18 protein-coding genes and 1 tRNA gene are annotated in these 25,162 nt (G+C 48.1%); 5 read left to right on the top strand and 14 right to left on the bottom strand.

The window, feature by feature from the left end:
* The first annotated feature begins 31 nt into the window (after positions 1-31).
* From ACOTXC_RS14280 to ACOTXC_RS14270, 3 genes are all read left to right on the top strand, one after another.
* Complete coding sequence (locus tag ACOTXC_RS14280; protein ID WP_421767785.1) at positions 32-289, top strand: colicin E3-like toxin immunity protein; 258 nt, start codon at positions 32-34, stop codon at positions 287-289.
* A gap of 58 nt (positions 290-347) precedes the next feature.
* A complete protein-coding gene (locus ACOTXC_RS14275) occupies positions 348-596 on the top strand; it encodes a bacteriocin immunity protein (protein WP_083264126.1) in 249 nt (82 codons plus the stop codon).
* A 114-nt stretch (positions 597-710) separates the two neighbouring features.
* The gene (locus tag ACOTXC_RS14270) at positions 711-1,082 is read left to right on the top strand and encodes a hypothetical protein (protein WP_157508492.1); all 372 of its coding nucleotides are present in this window, start codon (positions 711-713) and stop codon (positions 1,080-1,082) included.
* A 77-nt stretch (positions 1,083-1,159) separates the two neighbouring features.
* Here the strand turns inward: ACOTXC_RS14270 and ACOTXC_RS14265 are convergent, their stop codons facing one another.
* Positions 1,160-1,633: a SymE family type I addiction module toxin gene (locus tag ACOTXC_RS14265; protein ID WP_180250691.1), complete on the bottom strand. Its 474-nt coding sequence runs from the start codon at positions 1,631-1,633 to the stop codon at positions 1,160-1,162.
* A 300-nt stretch (positions 1,634-1,933) separates the two neighbouring features.
* Between ACOTXC_RS14265 and ACOTXC_RS14260 the strand changes: the two genes are divergently transcribed.
* Entirely contained in the window at positions 1,934-2,803 is an 870-nt protein-coding gene (locus ACOTXC_RS14260; RefSeq protein ID WP_421767784.1) for a phosphorothioated DNA-binding restriction endonuclease, read from the top strand.
* 380 nt (positions 2,804-3,183) lie between these two features.
* Here the strand turns inward: ACOTXC_RS14260 and brxL are convergent, their stop codons facing one another.
* From brxL to ACOTXC_RS14215, 9 genes are all read right to left on the bottom strand, one after another.
* On the bottom strand, positions 3,184-5,259 hold the full coding sequence (gene brxL / locus ACOTXC_RS14255; protein ID WP_045307844.1) for a protease Lon-related BREX system protein BrxL: 2,076 nt from the start codon (positions 5,257-5,259) through the stop codon (positions 3,184-3,186).
* Positions 5,260-5,269: 10 nt separating this feature from the next.
* The gene (gene pglZ, locus ACOTXC_RS14250; protein WP_317578758.1) at positions 5,270-7,867 is read right to left on the bottom strand and encodes a BREX-1 system phosphatase PglZ type A; all 2,598 of its coding nucleotides are present in this window, start codon (positions 7,865-7,867) and stop codon (positions 5,270-5,272) included.
* Between the two features lie 2 nt (positions 7,868-7,869).
* Complete coding sequence (locus ACOTXC_RS14245) at positions 7,870-8,703, bottom strand: hypothetical protein (protein ID WP_421767783.1); 834 nt, start codon at positions 8,701-8,703, stop codon at positions 7,870-7,872.
* On the bottom strand, positions 8,700-9,782 hold the full coding sequence (locus ACOTXC_RS14240) for an AAA family ATPase (RefSeq protein WP_421767782.1): 1,083 nt from the start codon (positions 9,780-9,782) through the stop codon (positions 8,700-8,702). The genes ACOTXC_RS14245 and ACOTXC_RS14240 overlap by 4 nt, the downstream gene beginning before the upstream one ends.
* Complete coding sequence (pglX, locus tag ACOTXC_RS14235; RefSeq protein WP_421767781.1) at positions 9,782-13,429, bottom strand: BREX-1 system adenine-specific DNA-methyltransferase PglX; 3,648 nt, start codon at positions 13,427-13,429, stop codon at positions 9,782-9,784. Before pglX (ACOTXC_RS14235) ends, ACOTXC_RS14240 begins: the two co-directional genes overlap by 1 nt.
* Before the next feature lie 110 nt (positions 13,430-13,539).
* Positions 13,540-17,217, bottom strand: a complete 3,678-nt coding sequence (pglX, locus tag ACOTXC_RS14230) for a BREX-1 system adenine-specific DNA-methyltransferase PglX (protein WP_421767780.1) — start codon at positions 17,215-17,217, stop codon at positions 13,540-13,542.
* Positions 17,218-17,266: 49 nt separating this feature from the next.
* Positions 17,267-20,881: a BREX system P-loop protein BrxC gene (gene brxC, locus ACOTXC_RS14225; protein ID WP_421767779.1), complete on the bottom strand. Its 3,615-nt coding sequence runs from the start codon at positions 20,879-20,881 to the stop codon at positions 17,267-17,269.
* Between the two features lie 12 nt (positions 20,882-20,893).
* A complete protein-coding gene (locus ACOTXC_RS14220; protein WP_032621390.1) occupies positions 20,894-21,496 on the bottom strand; it encodes a DUF1788 domain-containing protein in 603 nt (200 codons plus the stop codon).
* Positions 21,493-22,110 (bottom strand): DUF1819 family protein, encoded by a 618-nt coding sequence (locus ACOTXC_RS14215; protein WP_032621392.1) that lies wholly within the window; start codon positions 22,108-22,110, stop codon positions 21,493-21,495. Before ACOTXC_RS14215 ends, ACOTXC_RS14220 begins: the two co-directional genes overlap by 4 nt.
* 215 nt (positions 22,111-22,325) lie before the next feature.
* Here ACOTXC_RS14215 and ACOTXC_RS14210 point away from each other — a divergent pair, with 215 nt between their 5' ends.
* Positions 22,326-22,727 (top strand): hypothetical protein, encoded by a 402-nt coding sequence (locus ACOTXC_RS14210; protein ID WP_421767778.1) that lies wholly within the window; start codon positions 22,326-22,328, stop codon positions 22,725-22,727.
* Positions 22,728-22,941: 214 nt separating this feature from the next.
* Here ACOTXC_RS14210 and ACOTXC_RS14205 read toward each other — a convergent pair.
* The 4 genes from ACOTXC_RS14205 to rraB form a co-directional block, all read right to left on the bottom strand.
* A tRNA-Leu gene (locus tag ACOTXC_RS14205) sits at positions 22,942-23,026 on the bottom strand.
* Positions 23,027-23,132: 106 nt separating this feature from the next.
* A complete protein-coding gene (locus tag ACOTXC_RS14200) occupies positions 23,133-23,855 on the bottom strand; it encodes a topoisomerase II (protein WP_421767777.1) in 723 nt (240 codons plus the stop codon).
* Between the two features lie 30 nt (positions 23,856-23,885).
* Positions 23,886-24,644, bottom strand: a complete 759-nt coding sequence (gene miaE, locus ACOTXC_RS14195; RefSeq protein ID WP_421767776.1) for a tRNA isopentenyl-2-thiomethyl-A-37 hydroxylase MiaE — start codon at positions 24,642-24,644, stop codon at positions 23,886-23,888.
* 46 nt (positions 24,645-24,690) lie between these two features.
* Positions 24,691-25,116, bottom strand: a complete 426-nt coding sequence (rraB, locus tag ACOTXC_RS14190; RefSeq protein ID WP_017694625.1) for a ribonuclease E inhibitor RraB — start codon at positions 25,114-25,116, stop codon at positions 24,691-24,693.
* Positions 25,117-25,162: the final 46 nt, after the last annotated feature.

Raw genomic sequence — 25,162 nt, 5'->3', positions numbered from 1 at the left:
TAGAATCATTAATTCAAAAAAGAGGGCTACCATGGGTTTGAAGATTAGATTGCAATGGTATGATATGAGGACTGTGCTAGGTGAAGGGACAGAATTTTCGAACGACTTCGGCGATAATGCGGAGATCATGACCAAAGGTCTTCATATACCGACTAAAAACAATGTGAATAATGGTTTTTTTGATGTTGAAGCCGAATGGATACCCGTTCTCCAACCCCATTTCTTACATAAAATAACCCCTACTATTTATGACTATCAGGTTTCTTTCGACTATAGGGATAATTGGTGAGAGGCATTGCCCGATAATCGTATCGGGCATACTAAAAGATCTCATCTAAGATGAAAAAATGGATAAAATTGAAGATTACACAGAAGAACAATTTTTGGAATTTGTAAGAAAATTTTTTGATGTATCTGGTACCACTGAAGCTGAAGATATAAAAAAAATCCTCGAATTCAAACGATTGACGCAGCACCCTGATGGTTCCGATCTTATTTACTATCCACGAGAAGATAGAGTAGACAGCCCCGAAGGCGTAGTCCAGGAAGTAAAGGAGTGGCGTAGGGAAAATGGTAAATCCGGTTTCAAACCATAGCAAAGATAATCATGCTTTCTGGAGCAGTACTCTACTTCACACCTTATCTAATAGCGGGTGACTGTTAAGTTCCGGATAGCCAATTGAATCTAACGAATACGGAATTTTTTGTAAATGGAACCTACTCTCGCACAAGTTATTGAGGTCGTTCGTGAGTCCTCTGGGATACATCGTAAACCTATTGATAACAACACCTGGATTGAGGCCGATTTACATATTTGCGGTATGGATGGCGAAGACCTACTGGAAGACTGCGAAAAAGCGTTTGGCGTTCAGCTTGCCATGGAAGAGGATGGCTATAGGAAAACGTTCTCTCTTGCTGATAACGAGTATCTGTTTACGGGTGAAGGTATAGACTTTTTTGGCATCTGTCGATTTATCCGCTGGGTGCGTGGCATACCAGAACCTGTGATACGCGATTTAACCGTTGGCGAACTTCACGCTGTGCTGGTTAAGGCTGTGAAAGAGCAGGTAAAGCACGAGTGATTTCTGATGAATACGGGCATGGGATAACATGCCCGTATCGTTATATTGCTCCAGGAATATAAGGCAGGAAGCCAGAACTACTCAGGCATCGCTTGCCCGATTCCCCGCTTCACAACGGGTATATCGCCGGTATCATTCAGCGCCCCCGGAAACGTTTTTAACCACTGAGCGACTTTCTGCTTATTTATATTCACCACACTCATACCTTCCAGGCATCCCCATAATTCTCTTGTATGCTGCGGCGTAATCACAATGCAGTCTTTCATGGCGCGGATTTTCACCGGCATACCGTTGATAAAGCCTGCACGGGTTAGCCACTCGCCGCCCAGGAGAAGATATTTCATGTCTATGCGGGCATACAATTCACAGCAGGCGGCACTGTCCTGAGGCGTTTCCGCGCGGGGATGGACGGGCGCTACGTTGGTCTGGTTACCGTGAAGACGGCGGGCGCTGTTTTTGCGTACCAGCTCGCGGTTTTCAATCATGCCGGTGAAAGCGTCTGATTCTGTTTTGCAAACAGTAAACTCTGGCTTAAAATTCGTCGCAGCCATTTTCAACTTCTCCGTAGTTGTTGGTGGTTAGCGGTATGGGGGTGTTGCAGCACCTTCATATCGCGAATTCTTCTTTAAATATTCTTTGATACTTCCTTTGCCGTTCGTCGTAATTTCTGGTGCTTATTATACAGGGCTGAATATAAATACAGCGGTTTTGGGTGGGGGAAATTTGGAATTTGCGAGGGGGATTCAGGAAATAGTTGAGTGTGCGGTAAGGTCATGTTTTTGTTGATTGCGGGTTGATTGGTCCGGGTTTTGCGAGCATCATCGCAATTATTTACCTTCTCCCGTAACGCGATGGCTTCCAGCATAACTCTCGAACAGGCAATTGCCGACATCACCATCTGGCGCAAAGGCGAACAGCGTGCGCCGCATAAGCCTTTATTGCTTCTGTACGTGCTGGCGAACTATCAGCAGGGGCATGTGAGACTGTTTGATTACGGAACCGAGGTCCACGAGCAACTGCTTAGCCTGTTAGAACGCTTTGGCCCACAGCGGAAGGCGCATTACCCGAATATGCCCTTCTGGCGGCTCAAGAGGGACGGATTTTGGGATCTTCAGAACACTGAGTTCTGTTCGACCACCGGCAGTAAGCAACCGCCCGTCAAAGAACTTGTGGAACATAATGTCGCAGGTGGGTTTGATGAAGAACACTTTGCATTGCTGAGTAAGAACAAAAACCTGATCGGCTCGCTGGCGCAGCAGATCCTTGAAGCGCACTTTCCTGAAAGCATTCAGGAAGAGATCGCGGATGAGATGGGGTTTGATATCCAGCAGATCCGTAAGGTTCGCGATCCGCTGTTCCGCCAGCAGGTGTTGCGTGCGTATAACTATGAATGTGCCATCTGCGGATTCAACATGCGACATGATAACGCCTCCGTTGGACTCGAAGCCGCGCATATCAAGTGGAAGCAGTTTGGTGGACCGTGTGAGATCCCGAATGGACTGGCGCTGTGTGCAATTCATCATAAGGCATTTGATAAAGGATCGATTGGGCTGGATGAGAGTATGCGGGTGCTGGTGTCAGAGGCGGTGAATGGGAATGGAATTGTTGGGAGGCTTTTTTGGGATTTTGCCGGGAGGCAGATTGCTTTGCCGGTGGTGAAAGGGAATTATCCAAGGGAAGGGTTTGTGGAATGGCATCGGAGGGAGGTGTTTAGAGGATGAGTGCGAAGGCCGGACTCGCCTTTTGGTTTAATTTGTTGAAAATAAATGAGTTGTGAGGATTTACTTTGGGGATTTACCCCCAGAATGGGACTTAAAATTGAATACTGCGTGGAAGATCACAAAGTTGCGTGATTATTTTCCAGATCCGAAACGCATTCCAGAGTAAGGCTTCTCACGGCACTGCGCCAGTCGAGATGCTAAATTACCTCAAATCCATTCCGATTCTTGAAAACTGTATCCCGTTTGTATTCCTGTATTTTTATTTCATAAAACCGGGATCAAATAATTTATGAAAAGACATAATTTAAATTTCAAAAGAATATTTGGAATAAATGAAATTACCAGTAAAGCAGTGAACACAGTACTGGTAATAATATCATTTAATTCACACCTAATGCCTTGTACACCGCATCCACAGGGTCAGCATAAAAGCTTACCTGGAACTTGGTAAATAACTCAGTCGGTACGGTAGGAATATCCATAGCAGACGCCATAGGGAGCAGTACCTTTTTAGCACCGCTATCGAATGCTACCTGCAGACATGCAGCTAAATCCTGAACGGGATTCGTCACGCCGCCCAATGTCATGCCGCCCAATACGACCATTTGTTCCTGAACCGGTTTTGCCAGCAATATGGAACAAAACGCGATTAACGCGGCCAGACTGGTGGTAGTACTCGGTCCTGTGCTGTGCAGCTCCACCACATGTAGATGATATTCATGTTCAGAGAATTTAGCCGCAGCACTGATACGACCTAAGTTACCTTTGAAGTAGTCAAAACCCACGCGGATCGCTTCTTTCGCTGCTGTATTCGACCCTAAACCTGATACCGCATGTTTGCCATTACCGGCAGTCATCTGCGTTTCAAAACGATAGAGGCCCGTCATACCTGAATCAGCCTGCGTGACCAAATGCACTACGCCAGGTTTCGGCATACCGGCGGGAATCAATTCACTGCCACCCTGCTCCGGTACGCTTACAAAGAACTCCTCCAGACTTTCATTATCGATGTAGCTGAAGTTCACATCAAAGAACTCCAGGCCACCGAGTTTCTTAAGCTGCTCTTTAACGCGACGACGGACCTCCAGTGCATAAGTCAGGCAAACCCGGACATCTTCTTTGTCGTAAGCGCCATCCGGGTGCATTAGCTTCAACAGACCGGATACCGTGCGGCGTACGGCAATCACGTCACGCTGATTGAGGTTATTTCCCAGCTTGAAGAATTTATCAATTGCATCGGAGAAGCTACGTTTACGCATCTCGCGCATGTATTCAGCGAGGTAATCCGTAATCAAACCATAGCGATTGGTGAAAAACTCCGGACGCATCTTTGGAATTTCCCAACCAGGAATATAAGCATGGAAGCGGTCAAAAAATGCAGTATCAATCATCGCATCCGGAAACGGTGCAAGCAGATGACTGGTTTTGACCAACGTGTCCACGCTCTGGTTAATGTTGCCGACAAACACCATGGAGGCTTTACCTTCGATGGAGTCACGACCACGAGAGAACGAACCTGATGCCATGTAGTCCTTCATGATCTGCACGCCATCTTTGTCTTTGAAAGTGATCCCTGCCACTTCATCAAACGCGACGACGTCCCACATACCCACAAGACCAATCTGCCGGCTGGCCATGTTGTAAAACAAGTTCGCTACCGTGGTTTGCCCGCCAGATACCAGCAGGGAGTTAGGGGAGCATTCTTTATAAACATGGCTCTTACCGGTACCACGTGGTCCAAGCTCACAGACGTTATAGTTGTTTTCCACAAAGGGAATCATGCGAGTAATCAGATGCCACTTGGTACGCTGTTCAATATTCGCAGGCTCCATCCCGACAGAACGTAACAGCACGTCGATCCACTGGTCACGATCAAACTGCTTGCGGGCCTCAAATATCTCGTCCATATCCATATTTGGCATCTGGATCGGCTTCAGTGTGAACAGCGAGAAAGGAGACGTTTTTTGCCCTTCTTCATAAAAGTAGTTCACGGTGATCATGCACCAGATGCCACCCGTCAACAGTTTCTCATTGTCTTTCACCATCTGAGACGGCACCAGGGCATCTTTAATACCGAGGTTAGAGAGTTGGGCTTCGTAAACGTCTTTCTTCTGGTTTAGCTTTACCGTGACCTTATCGATAATTTTGTAAGAACCACGCTCGCGAATCAGTGATTTCACTTTTTCTGCTTCATCCGGGCGGACGTAGTTATCAGAAAGAATACGCTTAACCGACTGTAGCCCCTGCTCGACAACCTCATCGTCATCGGAGGCACAGTACATACCGAGTAGATATTCCAGTACGTAAACCGGAACATTAGCCCCTTCTTTAAGTTGCTTAGTCAGATCCTTACGCACCACGCGACCGCGAAAGTGCTGATTCAACAATGAATCCAGGTCCTGAGCCAACACAGAGGCCGTTTCCATGTTACTGGCTGAGTTATCCTGCTGTTGCATAACGCCTCACTTAAAAGAAGTCATCCTGAAATGCCAGGTCGATCGTGATCGGGTAGCGACCATACTCTGTTGCGCTGTCCGCATTCTCCAGGATCAGAACATATTTGTTTTTACGATTGAATGCCGTCCCCATGAGTTTCATGGTTACATCGCGGGTGCGTTTACCCATATCTTCGTTATCACTGTCGAAGCATACTGTTTCCGTGCCGGAGACGACCTGGTTGTTTTCATCGACGATAAAGATATTCAGCGTGCGCGGCTCATTTAAATCATTCACTGCCGAAGTCTGAATAAAACCAACTTTATCAATGCTGTTAACCAGTTTGATCACCTGATCCCGCGCAACGACGGACACGGGCTGCCGCTGGGGTTGCTTCTCAGCCGCTTTCTTTTCAAGCGCGCGAATCTTCAACACAGGAACACACACCTCCTGCAGCATGGCTCCGCCATGAACGAAACGAGCACCACCTACGAAGTGGAAACGCTGTACCCCTTTGGGTAACAGGAATTCACTCTCATCGCTTGAGCCTGCAGTATCTGCCAGTTTACCGTGCCAGCAAAATTCACTTTCAGGCAGTTGATGACCTACAATAAAACGCTTATTCGCTTCAATCGTGTCTTTGGCTTTACTTTCCAGCTTCGTTTTATCCTGCTCCACCAGCGCTTGTTGTTGGAACAGGAACCCGTGATCGGCGGTAACAAAAATTCGGCTGGCATTAAATCGGATACGCAGGCGTGAAACCAGATCTTTTAGCTCAGTGATTGCACTTCGGCAGGCCTCAAACGTTTTATCTTCCGTTGCAGCCTTATCACCCATGGCATCGATAGTGTCGTGCCAGATATAAACTACGGAAGCGTTGCGGATTTGCTCGTTCACTTCCTGGTTATTGGCATTCTGCAAGTCCTTTGCTTTCAGTGCTACACCATTCACCTTCGCCAGAATAGAGGCGCGTTTTTCAAACCCGGAAGTGGACATCCCATCGGCGTAAACTACGCCAGAATTATCAGGAAGGTAGCTCAACGACTCATGGGGTAACAGTGCGGCCATGCCCAGTTGGGTATAGCTTGGGAGCACTCCGGTCTGGGAGCGCAGCTCTGCGCTGAAGTGCTTCTCATGGTTGATATGCCTGCCCAGCTCTTCCGCCACTTCATAGCGCAGTGCATCCGAGATCACGACAAAAACGCGTTTCACCTGAGAGGTGTCAAACTGACGTTTAACATTCTCTTTATAGAAATTGCGCTGCAGGGGTATGCCACTAAATTGCCATGCCTGCATGCGGTTTTCCGCTTCCAGCAGTTTGTTCCAGCCGCGACTCAGCTCGGCCAGATACCAGTTGCTGTACAACTCTTCAATGAATTTATCCAGTTCATGCAGGATCATCGCCCCTTTGCTGTGCACCGGTGCGGCATATTCATTAAACAAACGATAGGTCTGATCGAAGCGATAAATTTCGTCGCAGTAGGCCTTCCAGAACGCGCCTGTATCGGGGAAATTAAACCCGTCAGTGTAGCGGTTACGCAAATTCAGCAAACGTTCCGCCTGACGAATAGCATTCCAGATAGAAAGATACTCTGGACGTGTCTGGCTCCAGTATTTAGCACTGCGCTCAGATACCAGTGCTTTAAACGCATCTCTGTCCAGAGTGGTGCTCTCTTCCTGCAACTGGGTCACCAGACCACGGATAATAAGTTGTTCAATGGCCTCGAAGGTTTCACATTTTGCCAGGGCGTACGGTGAGCTGTAGTTGTAGTGCTCTTTTGGCTGCAGTGTTTGTTGCAAATCCTCTGCACAATAATCGTATTCTGCTTTATAGCGACGATCGTTGCGCCACGCCCCCATAAAGGCCAGTGAAGAGGCTCGTCCAGCCGCAGTTGCCAGCACATTTTTACTCAACCAGTCACGATGCGCTTCATCACCCTGCGCCCAGAGATCGGTACAGAACAGTTTCAGCAGCAGGTTTTCCAGTGAAGGAGATTCAAACTGGTACCCGAGCTCAACACGAAGAATCTCCCAGAGTACCTCATCCAGGCCAAGTTTCTTCAGTACGGCGAAGGTGTTCTCCAGCGCGCTGTCATCCTGCTGCCGTGCCGCGACAAATTGCTGAACCAAAGCAAACAGAATCTCTTTGGTTTCAAAGGTACTGGCTCCGACCACCACCGCAAGCATTTTCTTATCGAGAGAGTTTTCCGTTTCGCGCTCGGTAACCCATCCCTTCAGGATCTGAGTTCGCTTAACGGTAAAGAAGGCTTTGCGGATCTGAATATGTTCGCGTAAACCAAGCTGCGGGATACCCAGCGAATTCAGAGTGATCGCCGCATAATCAGCGTGAAATTCTGTGCTATAGAGGCGAATATCCAGCAACCAGTCCTGCTCGCGAGCGGGAACCTCACTGGTGAAATAGAGTAAAAATTTTTGCTCAGGCTCGTCGATTTCAAGTCGTTTTTTTGTTGCGAGCACAGAAACGCCGCGCATATCCAGCAGCGCAACGTTGTCGAGATCCAGCTCATTGAGCGAATCAGTGAAGCGTTGTTCCGGGTCATGCCAGAAGACGATACGGTTGTCGGTAAACTTCTGACGAAGCCCGGATTCCAGTTCTTTAAATTGCATAATTAATTATCTTCTGGGGTTAAATCCATGCGTTGCCAGACAAATGCCAGGTCTGCCGGAACTGGCATTTGTCGGAATAAATCTTCAACTGAAATTGCACTCTGAATGGCAAATAGCCTTCTGAAAGCAGGAGTCACTACTGCTTTAAAAAATTTTTTTCCATGAACAATGGTGCGCAGATTTTCATCATTAGTCTGAGCTTGAATTGCAGTCAGTTTCTCTTGATATCTCTGCCATAATCTCTGAGGATCGAGATGGCTATGCCAGCTAGCGCACTGTGCTCGAAAACGTTGCTCATCAACAACCAGTTCAGGATCGAGAAGGTCTCGGTTAAAACCAAGTAATCGCAGTTCGTCCCAAAGCGGGTTTATTATTGCCCATAAAGCACCAAATTGAACCCACTGCTCAAGGTTTTCAGTAATAGGTACAGTAATAGATTGAATAGCCGCTTCTCGCCCTTCCGGGAGTTTTGCTTTTTGCTTCTGTGGCAAGCAATGCCAGAGCTCATCCGGGACAGTAAGATAGTTTTCAATACAGAACCTAGGCAAAACTAGCAGGTTTGGTAGTTGTAGTTGTCGTTGGCTCAGTTGAGCATTATCCCACTCATCGCGATCAACAATGCCCAACCAAGTCGGTTGTTTTGACAAAATTTCTACCACATTACGTTTCCCGCCAACTTCGGCAAGAACCCATTTGGTCTCCCATTGGGGATCGACTTTTTTTAAGAGCTGGGTAAAAACGAGTTCATCCGTTTTACCTTCAACAATCAGCGCTCGTTTACCTTGGGTGATTTTTGTCTCAAGGATAGTCTTGATATGCCACTCAAACTCCTTCATTGCTTATCATCCTTTTCAACAGAAAGGGGATAACGCAGCCCTAACGTTTCGTAACGCTGCCAGACGTCAGTCGCATGAGAAGTCAAAATAAGCTGCCCCTGTTTTTTCTGGATAATGTTTTCCAGAGTTGCAAGCAGGGGGGAAACCAGAGAAGGATGCAGATGTAGGTCCGGCTCGTCGATTAAAACGACCCCGCCCGGCTGAAGCCAGCGTTGAACCATAAAGAGCATGATCAAAACCTGATGCTCACCAGAACTCAGCTCATCCAGCGTATGGGTGTCACCGTTAGCAAGTTTGACCTGCTGACGCTGCCCAGGCTGAATCTCTTCTTCAATGATTTTCCCTGAGAAGAACTGATTCAGGGTTTTCATCATCTCGGGATACTGATCGGGCAAGGTCGCTTTCATGTTGAACAGCGACGCTTCAAGCTGATCTTTCCAGTCAGCGGAGGGAGAGTAAGTAGCTAACCACCGTTGACTTAAATCATCTTGGGATAAGGACGATATATTTTTTTGCGGTGAAACCCAGCGTCGCTCATCTGCATCGAGATAGATAATATTTGGAGCATTAACGTACTCACTAGTAATTAGGAGCCGCTGTCTAATTTGTGACCACTTATCAATAAGATCAGGAATCAGTGACGAATGGCCTGACTCTGCACTCCAGATGCCTTTACTGAGACTTATGCGTCCAGAGCTACTGCCAAAGGTTTCACCAGTCCAGGAGACCTCAGGATGTTCGATGAAAAGTTTTCCGACCCATTCCTTGTTGCCAAAATAAACACCAACTTTTTCAGTACCAAGAAAACCCATGTCTTCAAGAACGATGGCTACTCCATTCCATCGGCGCAGCCATTTCTTTGTCTCCATTCTTAAAGGCAGGAAATCACGCTGATCAAGCCAATAACCCAGGGCATCCCACAGCATAGCTATACCACGCAGCAGCGTCGATTTACCGCAGCCATTCGGGCCGGTGAGGAGGACATTCTCCTCCACATCTCCCGTCCAGTCGCTTTTGAAGCTAATTTCCGCATTGCCCAATGGGCCAACACTCTGCGTATAAATCGCCGCTATTTTCATCAAATCTCCTCAGGTGCGCTACCGGTAATGGCTTTTACATCCGCCAGCAGATCGCCAAATTTGCCGTAGTTAACCTTAACGCCGTCATCCAGATCAATAGTGATACGTCTATCAGCATAGTGACGCAAGCGATCGTCAAAATTGCGTAGCTCGTTGAATTTTTTGGTCAACCCATCCAGCTCTTTTTTTAGACGCGTGGTGGCTGCGCCGGATTCAGCATTTTTAAGCTGATCGTTAAGCAGATCGATATTGCCCTGGTAGCGTGCCAGCAGCGGAACCACGTATTCGGTACGCATACGCGACAACGTGCCTTCATTATAACGGTGTAGATACACCAGGCACTCAAACGCTTTCTCTTTACCGGAGCTGAACAGCCAGTAAATTGGGCGCTTCTTGTACATTTTCATATGATCTTTCCAGAACTGGGTGGAAAGATAGCGGCGGATGGTATCCAGAGAAGACTCGCCTTTTTTCGGCTTAATTGCGTACAAGCAGAGGCTTTCGGCAATGAAATCTAGGTTTTCCTGCAGATGCTCTTCGCCCCAGACGGTGCGAACGAATTCTTTCACGCGAGCGGTGACATCATCGTCGAACCAGTCGGAATCCATCAGCGGCAGGATGCCGTCTTCGTCGGCAGGGAAGGTTTTGTAGGCGCCTTCAGCGACAAAGTCAGAAAAGCCTTTGTTACCTTCATGAGCGTAGACCAGGCCTTCACGATCGAGGGAATAGCGGCCCATTTGGCAGCCGATAGTATATGAAATAAGCTCAACCACCGTGTCACTCTGCTGCATCGCTTTTAGTTCAATCTCTGAGTTTTTACTACCATATCGATAATACGGATTACAGTTAAGGGTTATTTCATTTAACATTACAGATGGTGTTAATATATCATTAAACCCATATTCGCCAATGAATAATTTATTATTAGCCTCTTCCAAACCCTGCACCTCATAAATATCCCTGCGCCAACAAGAAACAATATCATTATAGATATCAAACAAGTTTGATTTATGCGCACTAAAATTCAATAAAGTTCCCCTTGAAAAACCACAGGAAACTTCATAAGAATCCCAATCTCTTTTTGATATATCAATTAGTCTATTGACTATATTTACATCCCCTACACCATCTTTATAAGGCAATTGCGAAACAGTCCCTACTAGAAAATGCATTGTTGGGTTTAAAATACCCATAAAATAAAAAGCTAATTTTGATGACAAATATGCCAGAAGTTTTTCTGGTTTTTCTGAAAAGGCAGACGGACCTTCAACATTTATTGTATCTATATTTCGAAGCAACCTAGAGCTAAACGAAGCGGAGGATGTGTGAGACCAAGTCACACCTTTTAAAAACCACTTATCCAAGTTTTGGGGGCGTGCAGACTTAGAGTTTTTTATATCCATCCCTTCATTTTCCCAGTTTAGAATATAATCAACATTCCCGTACCATTTTCTAAACTCACCTCCCTTCCTATGGAAGAACCATTTAAAATTATCTTTATTATGGATCTCATTATAATCTAAAAAAATATATTCATTATTAACTTCATACCATTGCTTTAAATATAGATCATTATCACCTGTTTGTAAGCCAGAACAAACATGATGCTTTTGAATTAGCGATGGGAATTTTTCAAAGGCCGAATAAACTGAATCAGCCGCATCATAAATAACCGGACTGCCGGGGATCTTATTGAAATTCTCCACTACAATATTTCGTTGACGTTCATTATTATATGGAAACTGAAGAGGGACACCACAGTCATCAATTTCGTAAAATCTCAAGCAAGAGAAGTGACTGGAAAAACCATTAATATATTTTTTTAAAACAATGGTAGCAGAAGTTCCAAAATTAATTCCAAGCGGCGTTCTTCCTTTTCCATCATAAGGCATATGAACTAAATCCATAATTGTTCTTTGCCCAATGATTTTTTCCCTAAATGACTGATACGATGCAAGGAACATCCAACTTTCCATAATTATCATAGCGTTGAAACCATGATCTTTAAGCAAAGAAAAACCATGTTCATTCATGCATGAAAAAAGGTCTGACTTACTGTCCGGAAACTGTTTTTTTGCAAACTCTTTCAGCTCGCCATTCATCCCTTTCCCGCCCATATACGGCGGATTCGCAACAACAGCGTCATAACGCTGCGCTAAGACCCATGCCTGCTGGATAAATGGTATCAACTCTGATGCCGCTTCTTTCTGCTGATTATCGCCCTCAACAGCCAGGCGATACAGCCCATCCAGAAACGTTTTGAGCGCCTCTTCATCTCCATGTGAAACCTGAATCAGTGATCCCAACGTTTTTGCGCTGGTAAACAATGCTAGCGTTCGCATCAGCAGTTTATATTCCGCACTGTCAGTATTGGCCAGTGCCGTCCCTTCGGCGAACATATCCCCCATACTGCCGCGCTGCACTTGCTGGTGGAAATTCAGCTTGGTCCAGAGTTCAGCGATATCCAGCTTACTTTCCTGCAGGGAAACAATATTCAGACGTATACCACGGCCCAGAATACGACGGTCATCCTGACGTGCCAGCATCAGCATCGCAAATCCGGAAAGCTGCGCGGCACGGTCGTCAATGTCCAGGCCGAAAATATTGTTTTCCAGAATCAGCTGCGGAATATCACGGGTACGATAGCCGCGCTCTTCGTAAATGGCCTTCAGTACGTTATAGGCTTCAGTCAGGATATGGCCGGAACCGCAGGCCGGATCCAACACTTTAATGCTTTCGGGTTCAATACTCGAGGGGGTAATAGCAGCCAGCTGCGACTGCACTTCCGGCGTTTGCTCCGCTGGCTCAATGTAGTACGGCATTTTGCCTTTCAGGCTGGAGTTCGGGTAGGTTTGCAACCACTGGCGACCCACCGAGTTCTGCACCAGGTACTGCACAATCCAGTTTGGCGTAAACAACTGAGTGGCGGCGGGAATATCTTCGCTCTTCACCACCTTGCCGATCACATCATCTTTTTTCTCGGAAATATAAAACTGATACAGCCAGCCAATCACTTCGACCTGTTCCCAGTCCTCCTCAGGAATAATATCCACCAGCCCGCGCAGAATGGAATCAGTGCGGGTCAGGTTATCCGGGAGTACCAGTTCGATATCATCATTGACCGCTTCGAACAGGAAAGGCATCGCGCCATGAAGTGCATGGCACTGCGCAAGCAACAGTTCACGGTACAGCTCTTCGTCACGATCGCCCGCCAGCTTCATCTCCACCAGGCGCGCTTTGTCCAGCTCCAGAGCTGCAGCCACTTCCGGCACATGATCCAGAACCTCAAAACCACCTGCCAGCGTCGGGTGAGACAGCATACGGAAACCGTGACCTAGATAGCCATGCAGCTCCATATAGCGAATAGCGCAGAAGCGGTTAAACCAGGTGTAAGCGATGTGCTCCACCAGCACGTCGTAGCCCTGCTTTTCTGCACGCTTGACCAGACGCTCACGGCGTGACGCCAGTGACTTATCCAGCGAGAACTGACCATAACGCACGCTGTCGCCAAGATCGGTTGCTTGTGCAATTTGCAGGTTGCCCTTTTTATCGGCCTCAATACCCAACGTGGTCAGCTTTTGCATGACTCCATCGCAGAACTGTTTACGTGCCACCGGGGCGTATTTTTTGATGTTGGACGTGTTCATATTCAATCCCAATAAATTGAATAAACATGCTGACGTTTAAATAACGGGCACATTTTAAAATTATTAAAAGCCAGAACGATTGGAAAATTGGCTTGTTGACAAATGTAAATTCAAATTTCTTCTGGTGCGCTGCCGGTAATGGTCTTCACATCCGCCAGTAGATCGCCAAATTTGCCGTAGTTAACCTTAACGCCGTCATCCAGATCAATAGTGATACGTCTATCAGCATAGTGGCGCAAGCGGTCGTCGAAGCTACGCAGCTCGTTGAATTTTTTGGTCAGACCATCCAGCTCTTTTTTCAGGCGTGTGGTGGCCGCACCTGATTCAGCATTCTTAAGCTGATCGTTAATCAGATCGATATTGCCCTGGTAGCGTGCCAACAGCGGAACTACGTATTCGGTACGCATACGCGACAGCGTGCCTTCATTATAACGGTGTAGATACACCAGGCACTCAAACGCCTTCTCTTTACCGGAGCTGAACAGCCAGTAAATTGGGCGTTTCTTGTACATCTTCATATGATCTTTCCAGAACTGGGTGGAAAGATAGCGACGAATGGTATCCAGCGAAGATTCGCCTTTTTTCGGTTTGATCGCGTACAAACAGAGGCTTTCAGCAATGAAGTCGAGGTTTTCCTGAAGGTGTTCATCCCCCCAGACGGTACGGATAAACTCTTTAACGCGGGCGGTGACATCGTCGTCGAACCAGTCAGAATCCATTAATGGCAAAATGCCATCTTCATCGGCAGGAAAGGATTTGTAGGCACCCTCGGCGACCAATTCGGCAAAACCTTTGTTACCTTCATGGGCATAGACTAGGCCTTCGCGATCGAGGGAATAGCGGCCCATCATGCACCCTATCTCGTAAGAAATCAGTTCAGAAATCGATTCTGATTGCCTTCTTTCACGCATTTCGGTACTAACAACATTTTCGCCATATTGCCAAGAAGGGTTTATGCGCAAGGTGATATCTCTTCGCTCTATCTCTGGCGAGAGTTCGTTGTCAAAACCATATCGATTAATTAATATAGTGTTATTTTCAATTTCAAGTAATGCGGCTTTATCTACAAGCCTATCCCATGACATTGCCAACTGCGAATAAGCAATCTTTAACTTAAGATTATTACTAATATTTATAAGAGGGTGTTTAGAAAAACCCCAAGATTCCTCACTTTGATCCCAGTCGCTTTTATGGATGGCAATAAGATTATTTACGACTCTTTTGTGATCACTATCAAACTCTATATCAAGAGGTAGGCTTGATATATTACCAGCCTGAAAGTTCAGGGTCGGATTTAGTATCTTCAAAAGAATACCAGACAGTTTTGAATTTAAGAAACCCAAAACTAATTCAATATGTTCTTCATCAGGGAAACACGCAGATCCTCCAGCATCGAATATTTCACCACCAAAACTGATACGTGCTGAAAACTCAGATGAAGTTACAGCCCCCCAATTTATATTTTTCTTGAATATATAATCCAAATTGAAGTTAGTAGCCCATATTCTATTCTCTGTAGGATGAGGGGTGTTTTGAAGAAGCCATCCATCATTTTCCCAATTGATAACAGTATAGCGATTCCCATACCATTTTCGAAATCCACCACCTTTCAGATAAGAAAACCATTTCAAACCTGATCCAGCCGCCTCTTCCCTGCTAAATTGTCGGTTGAAACCGGCATTTGTTAAAGATATTTCATGCCATTCCCTTACATAAAAATCATTTCTTGCTGTAACCATACCTTTTCTGGTTGGGGCAATCTCTTCTAAACGATTATTTTTAATAAATGCAGACCTTAATGTATGGCTAACCCAATAGGCGATCGGTGAACCAGGTATTTTTTTGAAATCATCGGTAGCAGCAGTCTTCAAACGTTCATTTTTAACAGGGAATGTTTTTGGGTACCCCTCATCATTGATATCATCATTTTCAGCATAAGAAAATGTCCCCTGATAAGAAGGAATATGGGAATTCCTAAATATTGTAGCATTGGTCCCAAAGGCAATTTTCATTACTCCATTGCCCATATGCACCATGTTCTCAATCGTGTATTTATCCAGAATGTTCGCACGCATATTTTCGTAGCTGGAAAGGAACATCCATGATTGCATGGTCACCATCGAGTTGAATGCACCATCTTTGAGCCAGCCAAAGCCTCGTTCAATAAACATCGCAAACAGATCCGACTTACTGTCCGGGAAGAGTTTTTTAGCAAACTCCTTCAGCTCGCCATTCATCCCTTTCCCGCCCATATAAGGCGGGTTCGCCACCACCGCATCATAACGCTGCGCCAAAATCCAAGCCTGCTGGATATACGGGATCAGCTCTGCCGCCGCCTCTTTCTGCTGAATATCACCTTCAACCGCCAGGCGATACAATCCATCCAGAAACGCCTTTAACGTCGTTTCATCTTCATGTGGAACCTGAATCAGCGATCCCAGCGTTTTCGCACTGGTGAACAGTGCTAACATACGCATCAGCAGCTTATATTCCGCGCTGTCGGTATCGGTCAGTGCCGCCCCTTCTGCAAACATATCTCCCATACTGCCGCGCTGCACCTGCTGGTGGAAGTTCAGCTTGGTCCATAGCTCAGCGATATCTAGCTTACTTTCCTGCAAGGAGACAATATTCAGCCGCACGCTGCGGGTCAGAATACGACGGTCATCCTGACGCGCCAGCATCAGCATCGCAAAACCAGACAGCTGTGCGGCACGGTCATCAATGTCCAGCCCAAAGAGATTGTTTTTCAGAATCAGCTGCGGGATATCCCGTGTACGGTAGCCACGCTCTTCGTAAATGGCCTTCAGCACGTTATAGGCTTCGGTCAGGATATGACCGGAACCACAAGCCGGGTCCAGCACTTTTATGCTTTCGGGTTCAATGCTCGATGGGGTAATAGCCGCCAGCTGTGCCTGCACCTCTGGCGTTTGCTCCGCTGGCCCGATGTAGTACGGCATCTTGCCTTTCAAGCTGGAATCTGGGTAGGTTTGCAGCCACTGGCGACCCACCGAGTTCTGCACCAGATACTGCACAATCCAGTTCGGGGTAAACAGCTGAGTGGCTGCGGGAATATCTTCGCTCTTCACCACCTTGCCGATCACGTCGTCTTTTTTCTCGGAGATGTAGAACTGATACAGCCAGCCGATCACTTCGATCTGGTCCCAATCCTCTTTCGGTATCACTTTCTCATCCACTAGCTCGCGCAGAATGGAGTCGGTGCGAGTCAGGTTATCCGGCAGCACCAGCTCAATTTCATCATTGACTGCTTCGAACAGGAAAGGCATCGCGCCATGCAATGCATGGCACTGTGCCAGCAACAGTTCGCGGTACAGCTCTTCGTCACGATCGCCCGCCAGCTTCATCTCCACCAGGCGCGCTTTGTCCAGCTCCAGAGCTGCAGCCACTTCCGGCACATGATCCAGAACCTCAAAACCCCCTTCCAGGGTCGGGTGAGACAGCATACGGAAACCGTGATCAAGATAGCCATGCAGCTCCATATAGCGAATAGCGCAGAAGCGGTTAAACCAGGTGTAAGCAATGTGTTCCACCAGCACGTCGTAGCCCTGCTTATCTGCTCGCTTGACCAGACGCTCACGGCGTGACGCCAGTGATTTATCCAGCGAGAACTGACCATAACGCACGCTGTCGCCGAGATCGGTTGCTTGCGCAATTTGCAGGTTGCCCTTTTTATCGGCCTCAATACCCAGCGTAGTCAGTTTTTGCATGACCGCATCGCGGAACTGTTTACGTGCCACCGGGGCGTATTTTTTGATATTTGACGTATTCATGTGAAGTCCTGAAAAGGGCAGACAACGTCTGCCCTGAAAATGGGGAATATTACTGAAGCTGAACGCGTTCGCCTGCGTTAATGGCATCCATTAGCGTTTTACGGAGTTGCTCCAGGGCTTTGTCTACCTGTTCGGCGTTATCCAGCGTTGTCACACCCGCAGCTCGTTCCATCGTTTTACGCGTGTTCACGTAGATGGTCTTTTTCAGCTTGGGTTCAGGCTTAGCTATTGGATCGATAATCCCTGGCTGAGGGACGGTTTTTGGTTCAGGCACTTTCTTACGCTGTTCTTCAACCCAGCCGTTCAGTCGTTCGTTTGCTTTGAATTGTAGCGCCCGAACCTCAGCCTGTTCTTCCATAATCTGTGGGATCAGGCCGTTCTGCTCCACTTTCTTACGCGATTGCTGCATCGGGTGTAAAAGCGAGTGCTGCAAGTCAGCAGGGACGTGCATCTCCTGCATGCTTTGCTTCAGCTCATTGATATGGTTATCTATCTGCTGCAGCGCATGGCTTCGGTATTCTTCCACCAGACGCTGGTTGATGGTTTCAACGGTTTCAATCAGAGGAATAATCCGGTGCAGCTCTCCGTAAGGTCGTGCCTTACTGTAGATCCCTTCCAACTCCTGCAACGCCTTTTGGGCCGTTTCGTCTTTATCCAGCGCGTTACGGTTAGCTTTAAAACTTCCATTGAACGCCGTGCTCAAGCGCTGCCATGTAGCGTATTGGTTTTTGTAGAAGCTAACCAAATCGTCCCAGTCTTCCGAGAACTCTTTAAGATCGTCGGCCGCTGTGGTGATTTTTTCAATGACCGCGTATTCCTCTTTCTCGTTAAGGATCCCGTTCAGCAATACCAGGCCTTCTTCTATCTCTTTACGGCCAGGGTTTTGTCCACTCTCGGCACGAGTTTTAAAAACGGTCAGTTCGCTCTTCCAGCGGCCAAAGAGTTCGCGAATATGAGAGACCAGCGGCTGCTCTTCACGCTCGTTAAACGGTTCTCCAGCAATATCAGCCATCAGCTGCGCAGCTTTAGTCAGCTGCGCTTCGTCATGGCGACGAACTTTATGCAGACGCAAATCGCTGTAACGACGTGAATTATTAAACGCGTCCCACGCCTGCTTCAGTGCAATTTCACTACTTTGTAGAGTGAAGCTGTATTTACCGCTGCGTGCCAGCCGAGCAACCAGCAATTTGACTTCATCTTCCGGCCAGCCAAATGGGCGACGGCCAAAAGTAGTGAGGATATCCCGCAGGTAAACTGGCTTATGAGTCTCAATACTCATACTGATCCAGTTATCCACTTCACGCATCGCCTCTGGGTTGGATTCTTCCATATCCCCGAGATCGAGCTGGGTATCATTTTCTACTGTCAACAGCGCGTGAGTTTCACGATTTACGTCTCCGGTACTAACACGCAGCAATTTTAGTTTGGAGAAACTGTTCTCGATAACGTAACCGCAGGCTGCATCCACGATAGCTAACGGCGAAGAGGATTTCTTATCCAGCCGTTCGCCCAGCGCCCAGACATCAGCCTGAGCCAGCAAGCCTTCGATCTGCGCCTTCAGCGTTTTTTCGCGCATGCCATTTTCACGGCCTTTTTCTGCCAACAGCGTTGCCTGTTCAGGGCGCTGTCCGCTTTGCTTGCTAAGGAAGGCTTTGGTCTGCGCGTACATGGTCAGGTCTTGCCAGGTACGAGCCTCATCAGGCAGGCAAATTAAGATGCAGTCTTTGCTGTCAGTCATCAGCAGACTATTAGAATGCGCACCCTTATAGCTCTCGTAGTTCGAGTCCAGGGGCGTGAGCACTTTAACCACCAGATCGTTAAGATTCGCACCATCCAGCGGATGTCCGTTACAAAAACGACTGATATCAAAATCCTGCTTATTGGCCGGATAGCGATATCTTTTGTTTTTCAGGATCTCTTCGAAAATGATCGTTGAGAGTTGCTTATTGATGGTGGTGAATTCCACGTCAATATTGCGGATTTCGTTTTCAATCTCTTTTTCTTCGTTAGTGAGAAAAACAAATTTGTCATCAATACGCGAGATCAGCATCTCAGCCTGCAGACGATTAAGACTGGCTTCAATCTGTCGACGGAGTTCCACTTTATCAGTATCAATACGCTCAATAGAAAGCGTGACGAGATTGTCGAGCGTACTTTTCAGCACATCGACGTAGCGAATCAGGAACAGGGTCTTTAACAGTTTGCCGTCAAACTCCGTCAGTGACGGAGACTGGCAGGCTTGAATGATAGTGCGGCTAACAGCGGGTTCCAGGAAGCTTTCAATCGCAGAATAGAAACGCCAGAACGGGACCAGGCTATCCAGGCCATCTTCAGAAATCTGGACGGCTGCCGACTGGAAGGCATCCAGCAGAGAACGCTCCCCCATTGCCAACTGCTTACCAGCCGCCCCTTTGGTACGAATGGATTCAAAGACCTTTTGCAGGATCTGGTAATGCCACGGTACAAACGGATAGTTATCCACGAACTCGCGGCTGTTTGTATAGGCTCGCAGCGTAGCTGTCGTTGTCGTGTCAAACGCCAACTGGTTGCGTAGAATATCGCCTTTTTCCTGCCAGACAGCTTCCAGCGCCGGTATTGCCGCTTCTGTTTTTACCAGCAGACGTTTCTGGATAACTTCTGAGGTATTCGAGCTGGAGAGTTGTAAGCGTGTAGAGAAACGCCCCTGAATCTTGGAGAAGTCACGACCATCTCCGCTACTCATACCACCGATCGCGGCATTGATGTCGGCCTGGGATGTCACAATTACCCATGCGCGCCCCCCACAAATAACACCCAGATCTTCTGTAATAGTTTGTAACTTCAGCATCATTTGGCCATCTTTGCCAATGAACTGACCGACTTCATCGACCATAAACAGGATGTTGCGGTTGCCCTTACTATCGAGCCACTCTTTCACCCACGTACAGAAATTTTTGATATCCAGTGGGAAGTTCTTATCAAGTTGCTCGATCCACTGGCGAGAAGACTCTTCACTCTGGCCTGTAGCAACACTCAGCGCCTGAGCCATCTGATCGTTTATCATCAGATAAACATCACGTTCATCTTCCCAACGAGAGCCGGTGATGTCCGCAAAGGCGGCTTTAAAGGTATCAAACTGTCCACGCTTATCGAGCTCACGTTCCAGGTGTGCAATATGCGGGAAGTCCCCACAATAACCAGCCAGTTCGTTAAAAACTTTCAGAAAGACTTTGAGGATGGCATCCACGCCATCTTCAACATTCGCACGTGAGTCAATATTGAATAGAACGACATCAGTCGGATGCTGAACCGATTTCCGAATATCGGCCAATAGCAGTGCATCATCAATTTTCTCTTCAAAGAAGGAGAGCGCATTACGCGTGACGCCATTGTGGCTAACTTCGCGGTTCGCCAGCAGATAGGAAAGGATCTTAATGAAGTGTGATTTACCGGATCCAAAGAAGCCTGAAACCCAGACGCCCATTTTGTCGGCAAGCTGTAATCTCCCTGGTCCAGTAGCTGGGGCATAGACTTCAAAGAACTGACGCAGGTGGCCATCGAGCTCCCGAGTGATAACGTACTCATCCAGTTCTATCCAGGCGCTTTCGTCGTCGGTCTGCTCGGCTTTAACCACGCCGTTAATATTACGTTTTAGCGGTTTCTCAAAAATTTTTTCAATATTCATTGCTGTCGTCTTTTAACGAGGAGTCAAAGTCGCCGCAGGTCCGGTTTCTGGTACCAGTCTGAAGGCGCGGTAATAGTTACGGGAGTGAATGCCAGCGAGTGGTGAAAGATCATATCCGCTGTAGGTGCCTGGATAGAACATCAGCAGTGGTGTAAACCCCATCACGTCCTGAAGCGCGCTCATTAGCTCATGACCACGAACCAACGGCCAGGCGTTACCGAGGCCCGTCAGAATGACAAATTGCTGCGCCGGAAGATCGACAGTGCGCGCAATATATTCCGCGATTTTTTTCTGGCTTAGTGGAGCTGCCAGATGTTTTTTCAGTGTTTCCAGGCCAAGTTCAGGCTCTCGCTGGCAGATACGGTCAAAGAGCTTACGTTCTTCCAGCATATCGATGATGACCTGGAAGATATTTAGCGTTTTATAGGTATACTTTTTATCCAGTTTTTTGAATAAAAAGTGAAGATATTCGCGGACCTGAAGCTCTTGCTTTGCCGGATAGTCAAAGATCCAGAAGCCAATCTCATTGCCGGAACCTTGGTTTTTCAAAAAACGGTCGTCGCCGATTCGTTCTTCTAACTGTTTTAATCGATATTCAAGGATCGGGTCATTCATACGTTACCCTCCAGAATAGGAAGCAATTCGGCTTTGTTTAAACGATGCAAGGCCGTTGCAACCTCCGGTAGAAGGAAAACGTTTTGTAAATTGCGGCGACGTGGGCTATCCAGGTAACCAGCTTCTGCCAGTGCCTTAATCAGATTGTTACCCATTTTTTGGATAGATGAATCAGAGAAAGCCGCCAGCTCCGGGTGCAATCGCAGATTCTCATCCACAAACTCACCCCAGCAATTTATACCAAGCTTTTCTTTAAACTGTTGGCGAGCTGGATTTACGACATCAGCAATAAACGCCGCAACAACTGGAGACTGTATCATCAATGCAACCAACAGCATTTGCAGACGTTCGCTTTCACTACCATTAGCAATCAGTTGCCAACACTCACGATCCAGGGTCATCAATCGCAGCCTTAAAGTTCGGGCATAACGATTTGCGGTACTGGTTGAGGATGCCTGAAGAATATTTTCATTGATTATTTGCTGCTGCCAGGTCGTTTCATCTGGTTCGAAAAGCAACAGTTCAGCAATGGTTCGGCTCTCCCGGACCATCAACGAACCGCCCAGCAGATCGCCAATCCAGCGTTTGTCATTTTTTATCATGGTGTTTGTCATCAAAAATCCGGAATGCTGCTCGCAAAAATCAAGTAATGATTGTAATCGGCATGCAGGTGATATGCCATGGTTAAGACCCGAACAATGATGTGATTTATTGATGCTGGTTATTGACTGATCATGATCATAGATTTAGAGCGTAATTTCCGGTTTGATGCCTTCATGAAGCTCTCACACTGAGTGAGTTTATGAAATGTAACCGAAGGTAAGCTAGGATGTCGAAAGCCAATAATCCGGGATTTGTCTTATCACCTTACTCCCAGAAGAAAATCCTCAAAGCACTAGGAAGTCACCAAGAAAAGACGGACGCTACCGCTAAACGGCATGGAAAACCGACTCGCTATAATATTGCCACCAGCGATTATGACAATCTTATCAGCGGTGAGCACGGTCCGCTGATCCTGAAAGTCAGAAGGGGGAAAATCGTTACAGAAAAACATTACTGTGCCGAATGCCACAGTTACATCAGCCCAATCAGGGCATATGCCGACAGCAACTATGGGAAAGTGCATCTTTGTACGCCTTGCCATCTTGCAGCGTTCAACCGTAGCTTTGGACACGCGGATGCTATGCCACTCAAGCTGGACCATGCTCATGCATATAAGGGAAAGTGGTAACGATAATATTGTCAGGGAATTGTTAAGCGTCCTGTTTAACATTCTGCTTTTCAAACTATGCCGGGAAAGGACCTCTTATATGCAGCATGTTCACGCAATATCTATTGTTATTTATCACCAATAAACTTGATTTTATTACATTTGGAGATGAGTAAATTTAGATGAATATGGACACAAAAAAAGCCGCCCTTAAGCGACTTTGATTTGCATCTTTTGGTGCCGAAGGCCGGACTCGAACCGGCACGTATTTCTACGGTTGATTTTGAATCAACTGCGTCTACCGATTTCGCCACTTCGGCACTGAAGGGGATGCGGAAACGTTGTGGATTATACCTGTCGCGCGCCGCCATGCAAGCGACGACGCGCTAAACCCGCGCTAAGTGCCCAAAAAACCAGCGCCCTTCGTCACTCCAGCTCAGACACCGCCAGCCGAATCACCCCTGCCGCCTTCTGCTCCGGCAGCGCCAGCACCTTGGCCCACATCTCCTGCACCATATCGCAGGAGAGCTTCTCTTTGCCCGCCGCCTTCTCCGGCATCTGCAGCAGCTGGATGTCCTCGCCGTACTTATCGGCAAGCGCCTTCATAATCGGTCTCACATCCTCCACAGCCGCCTCGCGTTCGGCCTGCGTCACGGTGTGGCTGTTTTTGCCGTAGGCCGCGCGCATCATGTCGGCGTCGGCCTGCATGCGCCGCGCCATCAGGTCTTTATCCAGCATGCGCATCGGGTTGATGCCGCCCTTCACCATCGGGTAGAGGAAGCGGAAGCAGGCGTCGTCGCTCACCTTCTGGATGGCGGCGGTCTGCTCCATGTTGATGGTCATGTAGTTCACCACGTTGGCGTCCGGGGCGTTTTGCAGGCGCGTCATCTGCAGATGCAGGATCTGCGGCTGGATGGTGTCGATAATCTGCTGCTCCGGCTCGCCCGCTTTTTGCAGGGCGGCCATCTGGTCGAGGATGCGCTGATGCAGCGCGGGCTCCTGCTCCTTAATCACCTGCCAGGCGGGCATCTCGTTGAGGGCGTTATCCATCTGCCGTTCCGGAGCGCGCTGCCTGTCGAAAAACACCCAGAACGCCACGGAGGCAGCCGCAATGACGATAATCACAATACGGGTCCACTTTTTATTCATCTCGCATCCTTATCCTTGAGTTATGCCGGGTTACACCGGCACGCCGCTGTGGAAGCGAAACTCGTGGTCCGGTGTCGAGATAAGTGTGGCTTCAATTTCGCCAAAAAGCTGTATGCGCGGTGAGATATCGTCGTCGCTCACCTGCTGAGCCAGCGTCAGGTAGTCCTGATAATGGCGCGCTTCCGAGCGCAGCAGCGAGAGATAGAACTTCTGCAGGTCGTCGTCGAGGAACGGGGCCAGCGCGGCGAAGCGTTCGCAGGAGCGGGCTTCGATGTAGGCGCCGCAGATGAGCTTGTCGATCAGCGTCAGCGGTTCGTGGGTGCGCACTTCCTTCAGCATCCATTTGGCGTAGCGGCTGGCGGTGATTTTGACGTACGGAATGTCGCGGGCCAGCATCGCCTCGCGCACCTGCCAGAAGTGGTGCAGCTCCTCTTTAATCAGCAGCACCATGCTGTCGATGAGCGCCTGTCCCCACGGGTCGTCGGTTTTGGGCATCACGCTTTTGCCAATCTGCCTGTGCAGGGCGATGAAGTCCGGCTCCGGGCCGTCGCGGAAGGTGAACTGTTCGTAGGGCTTGAGCCAGTCGAGCAGCGCATCGGCACCGCTTTCGTCGGCGACGTATTTACGCACGAGTAACAGCGCGGTCTGGGCGGCCTTGAGCTCGCACACCATGTGGTCGGTGAGCAGCAGCGGCAGGTTCGCCGGGTCGCGGGCTTTATCAATCCATGCTTGCGGGGTCGGGCACTGGAGGAAGTTGAGTACGGGGGCGAGTATCTGCGGGTAATCCATGGTTCTGCCTTGAAAAAGCGGTGGCGCGTGCCACCGCCTGAAACGCTTAGTGACGTACGCCGTCGTCGTCTTCGTCGACGTAATCTTCGTCGTCGCCTTCTTCGCCGTCTTCACCGTTCGGATCTTCGAAGTAGGTTCCCCAGCCGTCGTATTCCACTTCAAACTTCTCGGCCAGGTTCATCAGCTGTTCTACCTGCGCGTCGATCAGCTCCGCCTTCAGCGCGCCTTCGCTCAGGATGTCGCAGCAGATGACGGTGTCGCCCTCTTCCACTTCCAGTTCTTCCGGCTCGGTCACTTCGTAACCCAGCTTGAAGGCTTCCACGGCCATTTTTTCCAGCGCCTCGAAGTCATCCGCAGAGAAATGGTGTTCGATGGTGTACAGCGCGTCCGGATCGCTACCGTCTTCCAGCAGTTCTTCAATAATCAGACGCGTCTCTTCGCGTTGCTCTTCCAGTAATTCCGGGTTTGCCATGGGTCAATCCTCTTTAAAGTGCGGCAGATACTTCTATTTTCACACA

The organism is Enterobacter cloacae complex sp. IR5428 (genome assembly GCF_049238585.1).
GTDB classification, from domain to species: domain Bacteria; phylum Pseudomonadota; class Gammaproteobacteria; order Enterobacterales; family Enterobacteriaceae; genus Enterobacter; species Enterobacter intestinihominis.
Note: the sequence above shows the minus strand (reverse complement) of the source record. Positions and strands in the feature narration are given on the sequence as shown.